At 45.4% G+C, this 18,514-nt stretch carries 16 protein-coding genes; 6 read left to right on the top strand and 10 right to left on the bottom strand.

The features are described 5' to 3' along the window. Window positions 1-12 precede the first annotated feature (12 nt). The 5 genes from mlaE to ACO0KY_RS11795 form a co-directional block, all read right to left on the bottom strand. Window positions 13-783 carry a lipid asymmetry maintenance ABC transporter permease subunit MlaE gene (gene mlaE, locus ACO0KY_RS11815; protein WP_186913026.1) on the bottom strand — a complete coding sequence of 257 codons (771 nt, stop codon included), beginning with the start codon at window positions 781-783 and terminating at the stop codon, window positions 13-15. Further along, on the bottom strand, window positions 780-1,583 hold the full coding sequence (locus ACO0KY_RS11810; RefSeq protein WP_423046268.1) for an ABC transporter ATP-binding protein: 804 nt from the start codon (window positions 1,581-1,583) through the stop codon (window positions 780-782). The genes mlaE and ACO0KY_RS11810 overlap by 4 nt, the downstream gene beginning before the upstream one ends. A 327-nt stretch (window positions 1,584-1,910) precedes the next feature. Beyond that, a complete protein-coding gene (locus ACO0KY_RS11805; protein ID WP_423046266.1) occupies window positions 1,911-3,374 on the bottom strand; it encodes a glutamate synthase subunit beta in 1,464 nt (487 codons plus the stop codon). Between the two features lie 92 nt (window positions 3,375-3,466). Beyond that, the gene (locus tag ACO0KY_RS11800; RefSeq protein WP_423046264.1) at window positions 3,467-8,152 is read right to left on the bottom strand and encodes a glutamate synthase-related protein; all 4,686 of its coding nucleotides are present in this window, start codon (window positions 8,150-8,152) and stop codon (window positions 3,467-3,469) included. A 197-nt stretch (window positions 8,153-8,349) separates the two neighbouring features. Further along, window positions 8,350-9,045, bottom strand: a complete 696-nt coding sequence (locus ACO0KY_RS11795; protein WP_423046262.1) for a transposase — start codon at window positions 9,043-9,045, stop codon at window positions 8,350-8,352. A 335-nt stretch (window positions 9,046-9,380) separates the two neighbouring features. On the opposite strand from ACO0KY_RS11795, the gene ACO0KY_RS11790 reads away from it, so the two are divergent. Further along, on the top strand, window positions 9,381-11,114 hold the full coding sequence (locus ACO0KY_RS11790; RefSeq protein WP_423046260.1) for a methyl-accepting chemotaxis protein: 1,734 nt from the start codon (window positions 9,381-9,383) through the stop codon (window positions 11,112-11,114). 109 nt (window positions 11,115-11,223) lie between these two features. Here the strand turns inward: ACO0KY_RS11790 and ACO0KY_RS11785 are convergent, their stop codons facing one another. From ACO0KY_RS11785 to ACO0KY_RS11775, 3 genes are all read right to left on the bottom strand, one after another. Next, window positions 11,224-11,568: a hypothetical protein gene (locus ACO0KY_RS11785; RefSeq protein ID WP_186913020.1), complete on the bottom strand. Its 345-nt coding sequence runs from the start codon at window positions 11,566-11,568 to the stop codon at window positions 11,224-11,226. A 599-nt stretch (window positions 11,569-12,167) separates the two neighbouring features. After that, the gene (gene phnD / locus ACO0KY_RS11780) at window positions 12,168-13,154 is read right to left on the bottom strand and encodes a phosphate/phosphite/phosphonate ABC transporter substrate-binding protein (RefSeq protein ID WP_423046258.1); all 987 of its coding nucleotides are present in this window, start codon (window positions 13,152-13,154) and stop codon (window positions 12,168-12,170) included. Window positions 13,155-13,422: 268 nt separating this feature from the next. Then, window positions 13,423-14,253, bottom strand: coding sequence for an AraC family transcriptional regulator (locus ACO0KY_RS11775; RefSeq protein WP_423046256.1), 831 nt, complete (start codon window positions 14,251-14,253; stop codon window positions 13,423-13,425). Window positions 14,254-14,365: 112 nt separating this feature from the next. Here ACO0KY_RS11775 and ACO0KY_RS11770 point away from each other — a divergent pair, with 112 nt between their 5' ends. From ACO0KY_RS11770 to ACO0KY_RS11755, 4 genes are all read left to right on the top strand, one after another. After that, a complete protein-coding gene (locus ACO0KY_RS11770; RefSeq protein WP_423046254.1) occupies window positions 14,366-14,911 on the top strand; it encodes a carboxymuconolactone decarboxylase family protein in 546 nt (181 codons plus the stop codon). Between the two features lie 44 nt (window positions 14,912-14,955). After that, window positions 14,956-15,417, top strand: a complete 462-nt coding sequence (locus tag ACO0KY_RS11765; RefSeq protein WP_423046252.1) for a YHS domain-containing (seleno)protein — start codon at window positions 14,956-14,958, stop codon at window positions 15,415-15,417. A gap of 106 nt (window positions 15,418-15,523) precedes the next feature. Continuing rightward, window positions 15,524-15,985, top strand: a complete 462-nt coding sequence (locus ACO0KY_RS11760) for a uracil-DNA glycosylase family protein (protein WP_423046250.1) — start codon at window positions 15,524-15,526, stop codon at window positions 15,983-15,985. Continuing rightward, window positions 15,931-16,203, top strand: coding sequence for a hypothetical protein (locus ACO0KY_RS11755; protein WP_423046463.1), 273 nt, complete (start codon window positions 15,931-15,933; stop codon window positions 16,201-16,203). Before ACO0KY_RS11760 ends, ACO0KY_RS11755 begins: the two co-directional genes overlap by 55 nt. Before the next feature lie 44 nt (window positions 16,204-16,247). Here the strand turns inward: ACO0KY_RS11755 and ACO0KY_RS11750 are convergent, their stop codons facing one another. Both ACO0KY_RS11750 and ACO0KY_RS11745 read right to left on the bottom strand, forming a co-directional pair. Next, window positions 16,248-16,838 (bottom strand): hypothetical protein, encoded by a 591-nt coding sequence (locus ACO0KY_RS11750; protein ID WP_423046248.1) that lies wholly within the window; start codon window positions 16,836-16,838, stop codon window positions 16,248-16,250. 289 nt (window positions 16,839-17,127) lie between these two features. After that, window positions 17,128-17,667: a TetR/AcrR family transcriptional regulator gene (locus ACO0KY_RS11745; RefSeq protein WP_423046246.1), complete on the bottom strand. Its 540-nt coding sequence runs from the start codon at window positions 17,665-17,667 to the stop codon at window positions 17,128-17,130. Window positions 17,668-17,827: 160 nt separating this feature from the next. Between ACO0KY_RS11745 and ACO0KY_RS11740 the strand changes: the two genes are divergently transcribed. After that, entirely contained in the window at window positions 17,828-18,508 is a 681-nt protein-coding gene (locus ACO0KY_RS11740) for a DUF4336 domain-containing protein (RefSeq protein ID WP_423046244.1), read from the top strand. The last annotated feature ends 6 nt before the right edge of the window (window positions 18,509-18,514 follow it).

Below are 18,514 nucleotides of genomic sequence, written 5' to 3'. Positions count from 1 at the left end.
CTCATTCTATTTTTACTGAAACATCCATGCAGTCAGCAAGAAATCTAGCCACAATACCAACAAAGATGAAATCACCACGGTGCGAGTAGTCGCTCGGGCCACGCCCTCGGGCGTCGGCTGTGCCTCATATCCCTGGAACAACGCCACAAACGTGACCGCAAAGCCAAACACGATACTCTTTATGACACCATTACCAATATCTTGCCAAACCTCAACCCCAGCCTGCATTTGCGACCAAAATGAGCCTTCATCGACACCGATCAATTTCACGCCAACGATATAGCCACCAATCACACCCATAGCATTAAAAATCGCCGTCAGGATAGGTAATGCAATCAAACCGGCAATAAAGCGTGGAGACAACACCCGCTGTATCGGATCAACCGCCATCATTTCCATCGCCGCCAATTGTTCGCCGGCTTTCATCAGACCAATTTCAGCTGTTAATGAAGTCCCGGCGCGACCGGCAAATAATAGAGCGGTCACTACCGGACCTAATTCACGCGTCAGTGACAAGGCGACCAGAAGGCCCAATGCCTCTTCCGACCCATATCGATTCAGCGTGTAATACCCTTGATAACCAAGAACAAAACCAACAAACAGACCGGAAACCGCAATAATTACCAGCGAATAATTACCGATAAAATGAATCTGATCGGTAATCAGTCGTGGTCTGCGCCATAAACCTGACGCACTCCGCAAAATTAAAAAGAAACAGCGTGTGGCATAGCCAAGATCATTCGCTGATTCACGTACCCAACGTCCTATGCGTTCAAATATCATGCCTGCCCTTTCAAACCCAAGTCATCCAATAAAGTTTTGCCTGGATAATGGAAAGGAACGGGGCCATCAGCTTCTGCATGGACAAATTGTTTGACATAGGGATCTTCAGACTCACGCATCTGCGCTGGAGTTCCTTCTGCCACGATTTTTCCTTGCGACAAGAAATAGACGTAGTCAGCGATCGCAAAAGACTCATTCACGTCATGCGATACCAGAATCGATGTTGATCCCAGCGCATCGTTCAGATTTCGAATCAGATTGGCCGTGACACCCATAGAAATCGGATCTAAACCAGCAAAAGGTTCGTCGTACATCAATAATTCCGGATCAAGTGCCACCGCGCGCGCCAATGCTACCCGACGCGCCATACCACCAGAAATTTCAGATGGCATCAAACCGGAAGCATTACGCAATCCAACTGCCTGCAACTTCAGCATGACGAGATCGCGCATCATCGATTCTGACAAATTGGTATGCTCACGCAGCGGAAAGGCGACGTTATCAAAGACACTTAGGTCCGTGAATAATGCGCCGTGCTGGAATAACATGCCCATTTTTCTGCGCATGCCATACAAAGCTTGATTATCCATATCCTGGATTGGCTGGCCATTAACACTCACAGTGCCTGATTGCGGACGTATTTGTCCGCCGATCAAACGCAGGATAGTGGTCTTACCAGAACCTGAGCCGCCCATGACGGCAATGACTTTACCACGTGGGAAATCCATTCGCAGCCCAGACAAAATTGTCCGCGCTCCGTAACCGAATTGCACATCGCGAATTTCAACAAGATTTGGCACGTATGAGAATTTTATGTTGCAAAAGCTAGATTGTAATGCAGATCAGAAAAGGAAGTTGTTACAACAAGTATATCAAAATTATAATAAATCTTCACCAATTCAAAATAAATGAAAATTTCCGAATTAAATATTGAAAATTGCCATTTATTTAAATTTTAATTCAAAATATTTTTTGCAAAGCACAAATAATTAATGAACTCAAAGTCATTAACTTTCAATATTTTGATAATATCCAAAAAAAATAGCTAATTTCCGCTTCTTTCCGGAAATCAGCTATTGATAAAAATAACGCAAACAATGTCAAAATTGACAAATTAGAAGGGGTATTTAACGCGGCAAGACTGAGCTACCCATCAAATACGAATCAACTTCACGCGCGCACTGACGACCTTCGCGAATGGCCCACACCACCAAAGATTGACCACGACGCATATCACCAGCAGCAAACACTTTATCGACGTTAGTTTTATAGCAGCCAACACCTTCTGTGGTAGCTTTTGCATTTCCACGTGCATCCTTATCGACACCAAATGCATCTAAAACTTGTTGAACTGGAGAAACAAAACCCATCGCCAGCAATACTAAATCAGCTTTCATTTCAAATTCAGAATCCGGAACTTCCTGCATTTTTCCGTCTTTCCATTCCACGCGACAAGCAATTAACTTATCAACCTTACCAGCTTTGCCTTCCAAACGTTTAGTCGCGACCGCCCAATCACGCTCACATCCTTCTTCATGCGAAGACGAGGTACGTAACTTCGTCGGCCAATACGGCCAGACTAATGGCTTGTTTTCTTGCTCTGGAGGTTGCGGCAACAATTCAAACTGCGCCACCGATTTTGCGCCATGACGATTAGATGTACCAACGCAATCGGAACCTGTATCGCCACCACCAATCACCACGACATGCTTGCCAGTTGCCATGATCTGATCTTTTACTTTGTCGCCCGCATTGACCTTGTTTTGCAGAGGCAAAAAGTCCATCGCAAAATGTACGCCTTTAAGCTCACGACCTGGCACAGGCAAATCACGCGGTGTTTCTGCACCACCAGCAATAACAACAGCATCAAATTCTTTTTGCAGGGTTTCTGGAGAAATCGTTTCTTTCGACCAGTTTGTTATCGATGCTGGAAAATCTTTACCAACAAATACACCTGTGCGGAACGTGACACCCTCAGCTTGCATCTGCTCAACGCGGCGATCGATGTGCGATTTTTCCATCTTAAAATCAGGAATGCCATAACGCAGCAAACCACCGACACGGTCATTTTTTTCAAACACAGTCACATCATGTCCGGCACGCGCCAATTGTTGTGCGGCAGCCAGACCTGCAGGACCAGAACCAACGATGGCAATTTTTTTACCAGTTTTGTTGGTCGGAACTTTCGCCGTTACCCAGCCATTTTCCCAACCTTTATCAATGATGTAATGTTCTATCGATTTAATACCGACCGCGTCTTCATTGATACCTAAAGTACATGCTGATTCGCATGGTGCAGGACAAATGCGTCCGGTAAATTCCGGAAAGTTATTGGTTGAATGTAAAACTTCCAATGCTTGCTTTACATCACCGTGATACACCAGATCATTCCAGTCGGGAATGATGTTATTAACCGGGCAGCCGTTATTGCAAAACGGAATACCACAATCCATGCAGCGTGCTGCCTGAACTTTTGATTGCGCGTCATCCAGATGCACTAAAAATTCTTTGTAATGCTTTTTACGCGATTGCGGCGCTTCGCTGGCTTCCTGCAAGCGCTGATATTCCATAAAACCGGTTACTTTACCCATAATTTGACCTCAATATCGTTGCGGGCTGACAGCCCTAAAATCATTTTTCAATGTCAGCCGTGATACCACACACAGCTGACAATTGATGTTTTTTAAGCTGCCTTTTCTAAAGCTGAAGTTGCCTGTTTTGCTGCGTACATTTCAGCCAAAGCGCGCTTGTATTCGGTTGGGAAAACCTTAACGAATTTAGCGCGGCTGCGTGCCCAGTCATCCAGCAAATTGCGGGAGCGGGTACTACCGGTATGCTTGAAATGGCGCTCAATCAAACTACGCAATATCGCTTCATCAGTTTCGGGTTCGCCACCACGCAAACGGCTGTGCCAGATTGCTTTGTCAACCGTCGCCGTCTGTACGTCGCCTGCCAAAACGGGCTCCAACGTTACCATGGACATATTGCATTTAGCTTCAAATTCGCCGTCCGGGTCGTAGACATACGCGATCCCACCCGACATACCCGCAGCAAAGTTGCGACCAGTATTGCCCAATACAATCACCGTGCCACCAGTCATGTATTCACAACCATGATCACCAGTTCCTTCAACGACGGTAACCGCGCCCGAATTACGTACCGCGAAACGTTCACCTGCTACACCATTAATGAACGCTTCACCGGCAATCGCGCCGTATAAAACCGTATTACCACAGATGATATTGTCAACGGCCCAACCACGGAATTCTGTGTTTGGACGGATGATAATGCGACCACCGGACAAACCTTTACCAACATAATCATTGCCTTCGCCGACCAGGTCCAAGGTCACGCCTTGAGCCAGGAAGGCGCCTGCGGATTGACCAGCGGTACCTTGCAGTTGAATATGTATCGTGTCGTCCGGCAAACCTGCATGGCCATATTTTTTCGCCACTTCACCAGACAACATCGCACCGACTGTGCGGTTCAGATTTTTGATAGGCGAAATAAACGATACTTTTTCGCCCGTTTCCAAAGCAATTTTTGCTTGGGCAATCAGTCTGTTATCGAGCGCCTTTTCGAGCCCATGATCCTGCGCCTCAACATGACGAATGTCTGTATGCGCAGTGGTTTCTGGTTGATGGAAAATTCTGGAGAAATCTAAGCCCTTCGCTTTCCAATGTGTCACCGCTTTGGATTTGTCCAACAAATCGACACGACCGATCAATTCATCGTAAGTACGCACACCCAATTGCGCCATGATTTGACGTACTTCTTCCGCAACAAAGAAGAAATAGTTCACCACATATTCTGGTTTGCCAGAGAACTTGGCGCGTAAGACCGGATCTTGCGTTGCAACCCCAACCGGGCAAGTATTTAGGTGGCATTTACGCATCATGATGCAACCTTCAACCACCAATGGCGCCGTGGCAAAACCGATTTCATCTGCACCCAACATGGCGGCAATCGCCACGTCGCGACCAGTTTTCATTTGGCCGTCGGCCTGCACACGGACTCGACCACGCAAGCCATTCAATACCAGCGTTTGCTGGGTTTCAGACAAGCCCAATTCCCATGGTGTACCAGCATGTTTAATTGAAGACAAGGGCGAAGCACCAGTACCGCCATCATGACCTGCAATGACCACGTGATCCGCTTTGGCTTTTGAGACACCTGCCGCAATCGTACCGACGCCCACCTCTGATACCAACTTCACAGAGATAGACGCTTTGGGATTAACGTTTTTCAAATCATGAATCAATTGCGCCAGATCTTCAATCGAATAAATATCATGGTGTGGTGGTGGTGAAATCAAACCAACGCCTGGAACAGAGAAACGCAGTTTCGCAATGTATTCAGATACTTTGTGACCTGGTAACTGACCGCCCTCACCTGGCTTCGCACCTTGGGCCATTTTGATCTGAATCTGATCAGCAGAAATCAAGTATTCTGCAGTCACACCAAAGCGACCAGATGCGACCTGCTTAATGCGGGAGCGCAAAGAGTCACCTTCTTGCAAAGGAATATCGACCTCAATTTGCTCGCGACCAATCACTGAGGCCAGACTCGCGCCTTGCTTAATAGGAATGCCCTTTAATTCTTGCTGGTAACGCGCCGGATCTTCACCACCTTCACCCGTATTGGATTTGCCACCAATGCGGTTCATCGCGATCGCCAGTGTTGCGTGTGCTTCGGTACTGATAGAACCCAAAGACATCGCGCCAGTCGCAAAGCGTTTAACGATTTCCTTGGCTGGTTCAACCTGATCCAAAGGAATAGCTTTAGCCGGATCGATTTTAAATTCAAACAAACCACGCAACGTCATATGGCGCTTGGATTGATCGTTGATGATCTGCGCATATTCTTTGTAGGAGTTGTAGTTGTTAGCGCGAGTCGAATGCTGCAATTTTGCAATTGCATCAGGGGTCCACATATGATCTTCGCCACGAATACGGAAAGCATATTCACCGCCCGCGTCGAGCGCGTTTTCCAGAACAGGATCAGCGCCGAATGCCAGTGTATGCAAACGCAAGGCTTCTTCTGCGACTTCAAATACACCGATGCCTTCAACGTTGGATGCTGTGCCTTTAAAGTACTTATCGACCAGCGATTTGTTCAAACCAATCGCTTCAAAAATTTGCGCGCCGCAGTAAGACATGTAGGTCGAAATACCCATTTTCGACATAACTTTCATCAGACCTTTTCCGACTGCTTTGGTGTAGTTGTAAATCGCTTTTTCAGCAGAAATATCACCTGGCAAAGATTTTGCCATGTCTGCCAGAGTTTGCATTGCCAGATATGGATGCACTGCTTCAGCACCATAACCTGCCAACAGGGCAAAGTGATGTGTTTCACGCGCAGAGCCAGTTTCGACAACCAGACCTGTTGTTGTGCGCAAGCCTTTGCTGACCAGATGTTGGTGCACAGTGGATGTCGCTAACAAGGCCGGAATCGCAACAAAATTGGCGTCCATCTTACGATCGGTGATGATCATAATATTGTGGCCGGATTTGACCGCATCGACTACTTCTGCGCAGATTGAAGCCAGACGCGCTTCGATACCATCTTTGCCCCACGCAATCGGGTAGCAGATATCAAGTTCATAGGATTTGAACTTGCCGCCCGTGTTGGCACTGATGTTACGCAGCTTAGCGATATCATCAAAATTCAGAACCGGTTGCGCGACCTCCAAACGCATAGGCGGGTTGATATTGTTTGTATCGAGCAAGTTGGGTTTAGGCCCGATAAATGAAACCAATGACATGACCATCGCTTCACGAATCGGATCGATAGGTGGATTGGTCACCTGCGCAAATAACTGTTTGAAGTAGTTGTACAGGGGTTTGAGCTTGTTGGACATGATCGCTAGTGACGAATCATTCCCCATAGAACCAATCGCCTCTTCACCAGTGGTTGCCATTGGTGTCATGAGGAACTTGATATCTTCCTGGGTATAGCCAAACGCTTGCTGTCTGTCGAGCAAGGTTGCCGCTTCTGGCTGAGTATCTGCCTCGCCTTTGAGCTCGTTTAATTTAATCCGGACAGATTTGATCCATTGCTTGTAGGGTTTAGCATTAGCGTAAGTATCTTTGATTTCTTTATCATCGATAATACGACCTGCTTCCAGATCAATCAGGAACATTTTTCCTGGCTGTAAACGCCATTTTTTGATGATTTTGGATTCTGGAATTGGCAAAACACCAGATTCAGATGCCATCACAACCAGGTCGTCGTCAGTGACGATGTAACGCGCTGGACGCAGGCCGTTACGATCCAGCGTACCGCCGATTTGACGACCATCAGTAAATGCCATCGCTGCCGGACCATCCCATGGTTCCATCATTGCTGCATGATATTCGTAGAATGCACGACGGTTTTCATCCATCATGCCGTGATTTTCCCAGGCTTCCGGAATCATCATCATCATGGCTTGAGCAATTGGATAACCGGCCATCACCAGCAATTCAAGCGCGTTGTCAAAACTCGCGGTATCTGACTGGCCTTCAAAAATCAATGGATATAATTTTTGCAAATCGTCGCCCAATACGGCCGATTTCATCACACCTTCACGGGCGCGCATCCAGTTGAAATTGCCTTTGACGGTATTGATCTCACCATTGTGCGCAATCATGCGGTATGGGTGAGCGAGTGGCCATTCTGGGAAAGTATTGGTAGAAAAACGTTGATGCACCAGTGCCAGCGCAGAAACGCAGCGTTCATCTTGTAGATCTTTGTAGTAAACGCCAACCTGATCCGCCAGCAGCAAGCCTTTGTAGACGATAGTGCGTGCTGACATCGAAGGTACGAAGTATTCTTTGCCGTGAATCAGTTTCAGGGCTTCAATTGCGTGTACTGCGGATTTGCGGATCACATAAAGTTTGCGTTCCAGCGCGTCGGTCACCATGATGTCCGGACCACGTCCGATAAAGATTTGACGAATCACCGGTTCTTTTTCACGCACGGTTGGCGACATCGGCATCTCACGATCGACTGGTACATCACGCCAACCCAACACGACCTGGCCTTCGGCACGGACTGCACGTTCGATTTCCTGTTCGCACGCCAAACGGGAAGCATGTTCTTTTGGCAAAAAGATCATACCAACGCCGTATTCGCCTGGCGGTGGCAACTGCACACCCTGCTTCGCCATCTCTTCACGATAATACTGGTCTGGAATCTGAATCAGAATTCCGGCACCATCGCCCATCAATGCATCAGCACCAACCGCACCCCGGTGATCGAGATTTTTCAAAATCAGCAAACCTTGTTCGACGATGGCGTGATTTTTTTTACCTTTGATGTGCGCAATAAAACCGACACCACAGGCGTCATGTTCGTTGGACGGATCGTATAAACCTTGGGCTTGCATAGCTATCTCCAGAGTGCAAAATTGAAAGTCTGAGATGGAGAATAGTGCAGCGCAAAAGAAACATCAACACAAATAAAATAGGGTCAGAGTAAGTTAATTTAATCTGGAATTATCAATTATTTTTAATAGGGTCAGAGTAAAATAAATTAGAGAAAATGCGATAACCTACCGCACTAAATTATTTATCTCAATCCGCATTAAGCACTAACAGGCTTACGTGGACGACCAGGCCGGGCTGGCTCTACTCTGCGCTCACTCAATTTTGCCATTTCAATTTTGAATGCAGCGGAACCGAGCAGCCACCCTTTTTTCGTCGATTCCGACAATAAATTGATCTCTTTTTTTGAAAGGGACGCCGCGATCATCTCTTTGTAGTTTGCTTCGCGCTGGAAAGGCGTGTTGCCCAACGCCCAAAAAATAGGGTGATCTGAAACCAACATATCCGTTCGTTGGCCTATGTGATGTTGATAACTGGACCACGGATAGTCAGCGGCATCTGAGACCAAACCAGAACGCACAGGGTTGGTTTCCATATAAACACTGCACGGTAAAAAATATGTCTCGGCCTGAATCACGGTAGCCTTAAATCTCCCTTGCCACAAACTACCGGAACGTTGGTATTTTCGATTGAAGTAGGGAACGTAATAGCGTCCTATATATTGCATCATTCTGCTCAAGCCCTGCTCGTCTGAGGGCGTTAACGCAAAATGTATATGGTCGGGCATTAACACATAAGCGTGGACTGCCAACTTAAATTGTCTTGTCGCCTGCAATGCAATGTTCAGAAAGTAGCGGTAATCCTCTTCATCTGCGAACAAAGCAATACCCTCATGGCTACGCTGAATTACGTGATGCAAAGAATGAGGAATTACCAAACGAGGAAGTCTTGCCATACCAATTAACCTAAAAAGTACTAAAGTAAAAGAACATCAAACAAAAATAATTCAGCATCTTCAAAAATTTGCTTCGAAAGAGTTAATTAAAAAACATAACGAGTACCCACTATTGAGGTTTACCACTGTTTATTTTAAAAAAATCAATCACTTACGTAAAAACACGCATCAAAAGATGGAGTAAAGACTCTATAATTATTGCCCGATGGAAATCGGAATTCGCGGCGTATGGTTTCAATAATTTATATTATCTAAGCACCTGATTATCGCGAATATCATCAGTCAATGCACCCAAAGATGGATCAACCAAAGCACCGAAATTTTACGGAAAAAAGATGGATTCTTTCACTAAACAATTATCTGTAGGAAAACGACTGGGCTTAGGATTTGCCTTGGTTCTTTTTTTGTCACTTATCACAACTATCATTGCATTAACTCGCCTGAGCAATGTGGCTCATGCGACCCAGGAATTATTAAACGATCCATTAACCACTGAACGTCTGGTGAGTGACTGGTATCGCAACATCCATACTGGCGTGCGTAGAACCAGCGCCATTGCGAAAAGTTCAGATCCATCTTTGGCTTCATTTTTCAAAGAAGACCAGGAAGAGTCTACCCGCACTTCTGCTGTTTTACAAAAAAGCATTGAATCTCATTTAAATTCAGAGCGAGAAATAGCTTTATTCAAATCAATTTCCGACTCACGCAAAACATATCTGGATGCGCGTGAAAAGGTCGTCACATTCAAAAAAGCAGATAAAGCCGAAGAAGCGAATCAAGCTCTGGAGCAAGATTTCTTACCTGCCTCAAAAATTTACGTAAAAAAAATCGAAGAACTTCTTCAATTGCAACGCGAGCAGATCAATCAACACGCCGCAGAAATTCAATCAACCTATGAGACTAGCAGAATTTTACTGATCGTCTTGTCCGTTATCGCTGCTTGTCTTTCTGGCCTTTGTGGCTGGCTAATCACAACTTCGATTACCAAACCTCTTGCTGAAGCGACCAATATTGCAAAAAAAATGGCGCAAGGTGATCTGACAGACACTGTTAGCATCCATCGTGAAGATGAAATCGGCGAATTAATGGCCGCAATCAATGGTATCAGCGTCGGCCTCAGTCATGTCATTGCCGACGTCAGACAAGGAACGGAAGCAATTCATGTTGCTGCCAACGAGATCGCTTCTGGCAATGCCGATTTATCTTCACGCACCGAATCTCAAGCTAGCTCACTAGAAGAAACCGCTTCTTCCATGGAAGAGCTGACTTCGACGGTAAAACAAAACGCTGACAATGCAAAACAAGCAAATCAATTAGTCGTTACGGCGTCTGGCGTTGCATTGAAAGGCGGCGATGTGGTTGACCAGGTGGTAAAAACCATGGGATCCATTAAGGAAAGTTCTTACAAAATCGTTGATATTATTTCTGTCATTGACGGGATTGCTTTTCAGACCAATATTCTCGCACTTAACGCGGCTGTAGAAGCTGCGCGTGCAGGCGAGCAAGGCCGGGGATTTGCTGTCGTAGCGTCTGAAGTCCGGAATCTGGCGCAACGCAGCGCCTCAGCAGCAAAAGAAATTAAGCACCTGATTGATGATTCTGTTGGCAAAGTCGAACACGGTAGCACGCTGGTCGATCATGCAGGGCAGACGATGAAAGAGATTGTTACCAGAGTTCAACACGTTGCCGACATCATGGCAGAAATTACGTCTGCCAGCCAGGAACAAAGTTCTGGCATCGGGCAAGTGAACATTGCAATCAATGAAATGGATGAAATGACGCAGCAAAATGCCGCTTTGGTAGAACAAGCAGCCGCGGCCGCTGAAAGCATGCGCGAGCAATCAACCAAGCTGTCTCACGTGGTCGCGCAATTTAAAATTGCAGAGCAAGGCTACGTACAAACTCAAGCGCAAACTGCGGTAGCGTCAGCGACAAAACCAGCTCCAGCAACATTACGAGGAAAGTCCGCCAAGAAAGTTCTTCAACTGGGTGCAACCACCAAAGTCGGCTCAAGAACCAAGCATACGGCTAAACCTGTGAGCAATAACAACGACTGGGAAGAGTTCTGATACGACAGAAGAGTTTAGTGATACGTTAAGCTTCTCTGCTTTGCACAAGGACAAAAAGCACAATCTACACTAAGCTAGATTGTGCTTTTTTCCTTTCCGGAAGTCAGACTTACAGGTAAGCGCCAGCCAGTTCTGTCTTTTGCGCTTTCAAGCGAAATGCGCTCAATGCAATAGAAGCATCTGGCACTTCGCGCACCTCAGGTTGCGCGCTCATCAATTCAGAAATACGGCTCTTCAATGCTTTAGCCTGCGTCGCCAATTTGAAATGAGCAGGACGTGTCGTTTGAACGATACTCCAGCGTACGATAGGCGCGTTCAAGGTGCCATCCAATAAAGCGCGATCGCGCAGCCATTTTTCGAATGAACGTGATGGCAAATCACTTTCTATCCAAATCAAATTATCGGATGTCATCTTCTTATTGTCAGAAGGGCGAACCAAAATTTCGTAAATCATTTCCAGACTCCTTGAGAAGGGATTCTTCGCTACCCGAAAAGTGCTGGCAAAGATCCATTGAAGACAAAAACGAAGGAGAGTGGACTTCCGTTGACATGAAAAGTTACAAAAACCCAAAAAAATTTTAATTATTTTTGTTTTTTTTATTAAAAAATACGAATTTAATTATTAACTAGATATTTAATTGTTTATTTAATACATTTTAATTACTAGTCGTTTGTTTCTTTTGTAAATGAATTTGTAAAAAAATGTGTTTTTAGGAGCCTTAACTGGTTATTGCAGAACCGGGAGGGGGGAAAGAAAACTCTTGAGCGTCACGCGATTGCGATTGCAATTACAGGTTCGGCCGACAGCCTTGACGACATATTCAATGTCGTAAAAATGGTGCCGCTGTCGAGTGGCACCATTTTTGTGTTGCGGCAGTATTGAAAAAACCAAATCAATCTGCTTGAAAGCATTTCAGGCGGCCACATCAGTGTGTGACCAGCCTTTCAGGTGAGGGCAGCACCATGGTTAGAAATCCCCCACGACGCTCCGGAACTTTTATCAGCCTACTCAGCAGGCTAATTTGCATATCCGATGATGCATACACAGTTCGCTCAATTCAAACGTGCAGACTCAAGAACAATACTTAACCTGCCAAAGCGAGCACTAACTTCATCAAATTTTTGTTGTTTCTGCTTATCAGTCAACTTAGCGTCATTCAAATTGCTGCGCAATATACTGAACAGAGTTAAATCAGCAATTGGCTTCAACTGGGCATCATTCGAACGTTGAAATCCGGATAAATCCAGAATATTTTTTAAAGTTTCGCGTTGGCTAGTTGCACTCTTAGCTTTGCCATAATTGATAAAAAAATCCTCTATCCGGGCTTTAGTCGCCGGGGACAAATCTTTTTTATATAACAGAGGATCATTAGGAATTAATGGAGAGGACCAGACAACGCGAATTTTTTTTGCTTCTCCAGGTGCCTCTTTCGTCATCCTATCTAATTCTTCAGAGTTATAGGTAGCGACATCAACCTCGCCCTTCGTCACAAAAGTAAAATTTTTCTGATGATTACCAATAATTACTTTCTTAAAAACCTTAGCTGGCTCAATCTTATTTTTTGAAAACAAAAAATAAGCAGGAACCAGGTATCCTGAGGTAGAGCTGGGGTCACCATCAGCAAAGGTATAAACACCTGGCTTGGCTACGATTTGGTCAAAATTGCTAATAGGACTCTTCGCGCTAGCGATTAATAATGACTTATAACCGCGGGATCCATCACTTTTGACCATCTGCGCAAAGATGGTCGCTTTGCCATCTTCCACAGCCTCCAGCGCTACCTTATTGCCCAACCAAGCTATTTGGACTGTGTTGTTTTTAAAGCCATCAACAATCTCTTTATAATTTGAAGAGATCACCGTCTGCACTTCCATTCCTGTGCTTTTGGATAGATCATTTAATAAAGGTTGCCAACGCTTTTTGGTATCTTCGACGGTCGTGGTAACGATCAAACCAACTGTCAGCTTTTCCGCAGAACGCGCCACCGGCATTAGTGCGAAGAAAGAAAACATCATCACGGAAATTTTTTTGGCAATCATAAGACCTCATCGTAAAAAAACAAGCGCATCAGCTAGCACAGACTCAAGACGCACTCACAATAATCAAAACGGATAATGATGGGAACGATGCGTGGAAACTTGGCCAGCCAGACCACTAATATCATTAGCAAAAGCAAGACAAGCAGAACTAGTCCGGCGTGGCAGCGATAATCAAAAATATTGAAGCCAAATTAACTGACTTCTTCAGATTTTAATATATTAAACCACGCCAGAGATCTTCGCATGCATAGATCGACAAAATCAATTTTTATTTTGCCCCACTATTTTTCCAGCTGGTCGGGGAAGTTCCTATCACCAGTTTAAACGCCCGTAAAAATCCAGCCTGACTAATATACCCGACTCGCTCAGCAACGAGCTTTAACGGAACACCTTCGCGTATCAGCGCCAGCGCCAGTGTGATGCGCCAGCGAGTCAGATAGTTACCTGGTGAATCTCCTACTTCTTTCTTAAACGCCGAGGCAAAGCTGCTACGCGACATGCCCGCGTGGCGCGCCAGCACCTCCAGAGACCAATCTCTGGTCGGTTCTGCATGAATCGCTGCCAATACCTTACTAATCTGAGGGTGAAGCAAACTACGAAGCAATCCAGGTGTGCCATCTGGACTCGCCAAAACGACACGTAACACATCGATCAATAGCACTTCAAACAAGCGATCAAGTACTTCCTGGCGACCCGGTTTGGAGTCAAACGCTTCATTAAATAGTAATTCAAGCAGATTACCTGCCCCTTTGAGCGAACTGAGCGGACATTCAAAACGTTCAGGCAATGCCAGCAATATCGGATTAAAGGTTTTGTGTTCAAAGCGCATAGAGGCGCAGACTAAATCCGCGCCGCGATGTGGATCAGGATGAAACCAATGTTGCATAGGCCGCGAATAAAACACCAACGTTGGTTCATTTAATGTGACGGCATAACCAGTTTCATCCTGCAATTGAGTACTACCGGCCTTTAGCAAATGCAAAAATCCAGTACCCATTTCATCACTAAAAGTCACGTCATTGCACAGATTGCCAGAATAAAAGAGCTGGGCCTGCGCCTTAAAGTGCGCAAGTAATGGCGTGAGAGGGTCTTCAGTCATCTTGGACGATCCGCATATTTTTTAATACTTTTGTTTAACAAACGTATTTTAGTATAGCTTATTCTTTGTCCTGTCGCTCAAGCCGAGAGATAACTGACTAAAGGAAATCACCATGACATACATTACCTCTTTATCGATTGAACAAGCAGATCCAACTACTGCCGCTACGCTCGACGCAGTCAAAGCACAAATCGGGATGATTCCAAACTTATTTGCCACTTTGGCAAAATCACCGACTGCCTTAAATAGCCTGCTGGGACTAAACCAAACCATTGGTGCCGGTAGCTTATCTGCAAGTGAACGCGAAATCATTGCATTGGCAACTTCACAAGCAAATAGCTGCCAGTATTGTGTCAGTGCGCATAGTTTGCTGGGTAAAAATGCCGGATTGAATCCACAACAATTGATCGCTGCCCGCACGGCACAACCAGGTACAGACCGCGCTGCAGCCATTGCCAGCTTCACCAAAGCCTTGGTAGAACAACGTGGTCACGTTGCAACTGAAACACTCGATCAATTGAAAGCGAGTGGCTTGAGCGAAGCAGACTTGTTAGAAATTATCGCTAATGTGGTCGCTACGACGTTCACCAATTACACCAACAATGTCGCCAGAACAACGATCGATTTCCCGGTTGTTAGCATGGAATTGAATGCTTAAGGCTTCCCGCACAAACGCATTTTTACATCTTTAGGAGCATCATCATGAACATGTTTAAACACGCAATACTTGCAGTAACCAGTCTGTTTGCTTTGTTGCTTTCAGCACCCAGCTTTGCTGACAGCATCACCAATAATGTCGTCGGCGCCGGCGGATATGATTTGACTACCTATTTCAGTCAGGAAAAGCCGCAACGTGGCAACGGTCATCACCTGACTGAACTCAATGGCGTCACCTACTTATTTGCAACAGATGAAAACAAAAAAGTGTTTGAAGCTAATCCAGAAAAATTTTTACCTCAATACGGTGGCTATTGTTCGTTTGGTGTTTCAGTCAACAAAAAATTTGTTGCAGATCCAGAGCAGTTTGATATTGTGAATGGCAAACTGTATTTGAACTTGGACGCGAAAATTCGCTCATTGTGGCTACAAAACATGTCAGACCGTATCACTGATGCAGACAAAAATTGGAAAACTATTGCCAATAAAAAATCATCAGAACTGTGATCTGACCTAATCTAATCATAGGAGCATGGATGGATAAGCTGACATGCTTATCCACCAGTTTTTTCATCAACGCTAGAAAAAGACTCTTCATAAGGACGGCAACACCATGGCCACGATTCCGCTGACTCCGCTCGATAGCCTGTTAAAAGAAGTGCGTTCCTGTACCTTATGCAAAGAACATTTACCATGTGTTCCGCGCCCTATTCTGCAAGCACATCAAGATGCAAAAATTTTGATTGCCGGACAAGCACCAGGCAACAAGGTACAGCAAACGGGCATACCGTTTGATGATGCAAGCGGTGAGCGCCTGCGCGAATGGATGGGCATAGACAAAGAAATTTTTTACGACGCAAAACAAATTGCGATTTTGCCTATGGGATTTTGCTTTCCGGGGACAGGCAAATCAGGCGACTTACCGCCGCGTAAAGAATGTGCGCCACAATGGTGCGAGCAAGTCTTGGCTCTGCTGCCGAAGATTGAACTGACGTTAGTGATAGGAAAATATGCGATGGCATGGCATGGCATCTGCAAGATGACAGCAAAACCAATGTCACTCAACAGGTCTTAGATTGGAAGAAAAACTGGCCGCACTTATTACCACTGCCCCACCCAAGTCCACGAAATAATATCTGGCTCAAGCAAAACCCATGGTTTAGTGAACAGGTATTGCCAGTCCTAAAAGAACAGGTCGCTCAAATTTTAAAAACATCATCGAGCGCCAGCTTTATTCGTACAAAGTCCGAACGTGAACAGCGAAGTTCTTCACACAATATCTTTAAACAATAACTTCGCTAACCGCCTCGACCTGCTCAATCAAGCATTTCCAGATATTATTGGCAAGCAATCTGGACTACCGTGCTGCTACCCACCAAACCTGTAGCATTGCTCACCGTACACGTCTGACCGCTTGGTTGAACCGAAACCGTCACATTGTAAGAAGCACCCACCGCAAGCGGGGTCGGGAAAATAAAACTGCCACCACTACTTTTGTACGTGTCTGTGCCATTATTTTGCACAGTCACGGTTTTTCCTGAAGCAAGACCAGTGACATTGCCGTACACATAATTGTTACTGGAAATGTTGATCGTGCAGTTGACTGCAATATTGGTGACGTTAGAGCTATTGAAGTTACTGATACTGCCAGCTCCATTGGTCACGGTACAAGTTTGATTGATAGGTTGCGTGCTCACAGTCACGTTATACGCCGCACCCGCTGACATTGTTTTAGCAAACGTAAAATTACCGTTAGTATTGACGGTTAATGAGTCTGTTCCGTTATTTAACAAAGTGACCGAGGTGCCTCCGGCAAGTCCGTTCACGGTACCACCTACGGTCCCTTCAAACGTGCCGCCACAGCCAGTTAATGAGCCTACTAAACCCATGATCATTACATTCACCAACGCGAATTTCAGGTTTTTCATATTCTTCTATTGCCTTTTCAAAATGAATGCTCTCGCAATGAGTATCGCACACGATGAGCTACATAATTTTATGTCTAGGTCAATGCCACGTTTGCGTTCTAGTAATTTTGAGCGTCATGATATCCAACATACTGTTCATTTTTACTGCGATTCAATACTAAAAATCAAGAAACAAACTGTTCGCAACTGTATTCAGATGTAGCCACACAAACGTTCCTTACCAGAAGACTCCTACATGGCGGCAGAGTTCCACATTGCTGTCAAAGATATGTCGTTATCATCAATTGAATCACACCCGGCGCGGCGTTAGCACATTCAAAATCAATTGAATTTGCTTGTCGCTGATCGTAGGTTCAGACTGAGAAGAAAAACCAATGAATGCCCAGTAAGTCCATTGTCCTAATGTCGCCGCTTCTTCTGCTTGCCAGCCTACGTCTCGAAGTAATTTGCTTAAGTAGTTGATCCTTTGCTCGTCGACCCTTGCCTGCACTTCTTTCACCAGGGGATGCGACATAGACCATGTGCGGATCGCTTTGGCCAGGCGTAAATCAGACATAGAAGCACCGGTAATCCAGCATTGTAATTTGGCGTTAGCGTCACCCGTCATGCTTTCCACAAAAGCAATCGCCTGTTGTGTGTCACTACGCTCCCATTCTTCTATCAGGGCACAATGATATTCATCGAGATTCTTAAAATGCCAATAAAAACTACCTTTGGTTACGCCCAAATCTTCAGCAATACTCATGATGCGTAAGCGCTCTGGACCTTGCGCTGCAAGTATTTGTAAACCGGCACTCAGCCAGGTTTGTCGGTTATTTTTTTCTTCCATTTAGCCACCATACCGAAAGGTATTGACAATTGCAAGCGTGGGTGAGAATATCACCATACCAAGCGGTATGGTAAAAAATTCCCGGCGAAAATATTTTGCAGCAATGACTTTTGCGACTATGCAAGCTGGGCTGGTGTTTTCACTCAAAAAGGATCACAACATGCTACAGCTGATCGCTCCCAATATTTGGCATGCACAACATGCTTTTACCTCAAATGGTTTGCCAGTCTCGTCCCGGATGACTGTCATACGATTATCGAATGGCAACCTGTGGCTGCATTCACCAGTCGCGTTGTCGTCGGCATTAAAGGCAGAGCTTGATGCATTAGGCAAAGTAGAATTTATCGTTGCACCGAATAAATACCATCATTTGTTTGTTGGCGATTATCTCCATGCATATCCAGCCGCCCGTTTGTACGGCGCACCTGGCTTATCCAAAAAACGTCCTGACCTCAAAGGCATGCAGGAATTAAGCCCCCATATTGAACCTGAATGGCAAACTGATCTGGAACAAATTTTCTTTGCCGGCATCCCGGTGGGTAACGAAACAGTATGGTTTCATCGTGCCTCAGGTACATTGATACTGACGGACTTGTGCCAATGGTGGCAAGGTGATTTGAGTTTTTCTGCAGCAATGTACGCGTTACTGACTGGTGTGCGCAAGCAACTGGCGGTTCCTAAAACGATACGCTGGATGACCAAAGATAAGCCAGCCGCACGTGACTGCGCCAACAAAATTCTGGCATGGCCGATAGAGCGTATCGTGGTGGCACATAATGCGATTATCGAAAAAAATGCCCGCGCATCTCTGCAACAGGCATTGTCATGGTTTGAACATTAAACTGAC

Origin of the sequence: Undibacterium sp. Dicai25W, from assembly GCF_049340505.1 — a bacterium.
GTDB classification, from domain to species: Bacteria; Pseudomonadota; Gammaproteobacteria; order Burkholderiales; family Burkholderiaceae_D; genus Undibacterium; species Undibacterium jejuense.
Note: the sequence above shows the minus strand (reverse complement) of the source record. Positions and strands in the feature narration are given on the sequence as shown.

Bases quoted from the DNA above. Each gene is read 5' to 3' on its own strand.
- mlaE (WP_186913026.1), bottom strand. From the start codon at position 783: ATGATATTTGAACGCATAGGACGTTGGGTACGTGAATCAGCGAATGAT.
- ACO0KY_RS11805 (WP_423046266.1), bottom strand. From the start codon at position 3,374: ATGGGTAAAGTAACCGGTTTTATGGAATATCAGCGCTTGCAGGAAGCC.
- ACO0KY_RS11800 (WP_423046264.1), bottom strand. From the start codon at position 8,152: ATGCAAGCCCAAGGTTTATACGATCCGTCCAACGAACATGACGCCTGT.
- ACO0KY_RS11795 (WP_423046262.1), bottom strand. From the start codon at position 9,045: ATGGCAAGACTTCCTCGTTTGGTAATTCCTCATTCTTTGCATCACGTA.
- ACO0KY_RS11790 (WP_423046260.1), top strand. From the start codon at position 9,381: ATGGATTCTTTCACTAAACAATTATCTGTAGGAAAACGACTGGGCTTA.
- ACO0KY_RS11785 (WP_186913020.1), bottom strand. From the start codon at position 11,568: ATGATTTACGAAATTTTGGTTCGCCCTTCTGACAATAAGAAGATGACA.
- phnD (WP_423046258.1), bottom strand. From the start codon at position 13,154: ATGATTGCCAAAAAAATTTCCGTGATGATGTTTTCTTTCTTCGCACTA.
- ACO0KY_RS11775 (WP_423046256.1), bottom strand. From the start codon at position 14,253: ATGACTGAAGACCCTCTCACGCCATTACTTGCGCACTTTAAGGCGCAG.
- ACO0KY_RS11770 (WP_423046254.1), top strand. From the start codon at position 14,366: ATGACATACATTACCTCTTTATCGATTGAACAAGCAGATCCAACTACT.
- ACO0KY_RS11765 (WP_423046252.1), top strand. From the start codon at position 14,956: ATGAACATGTTTAAACACGCAATACTTGCAGTAACCAGTCTGTTTGCT.
- ACO0KY_RS11760 (WP_423046250.1), top strand. From the start codon at position 15,524: ATGGCCACGATTCCGCTGACTCCGCTCGATAGCCTGTTAAAAGAAGTG.
- ACO0KY_RS11755 (WP_423046463.1), top strand. From the start codon at position 15,931: ATGGCATGGCATCTGCAAGATGACAGCAAAACCAATGTCACTCAACAG.
- ACO0KY_RS11750 (WP_423046248.1), bottom strand. From the start codon at position 16,838: ATGAAAAACCTGAAATTCGCGTTGGTGAATGTAATGATCATGGGTTTA.
- ACO0KY_RS11745 (WP_423046246.1), bottom strand. From the start codon at position 17,667: ATGGAAGAAAAAAATAACCGACAAACCTGGCTGAGTGCCGGTTTACAA.
- ACO0KY_RS11740 (WP_423046244.1), top strand. From the start codon at position 17,828: ATGCTACAGCTGATCGCTCCCAATATTTGGCATGCACAACATGCTTTT.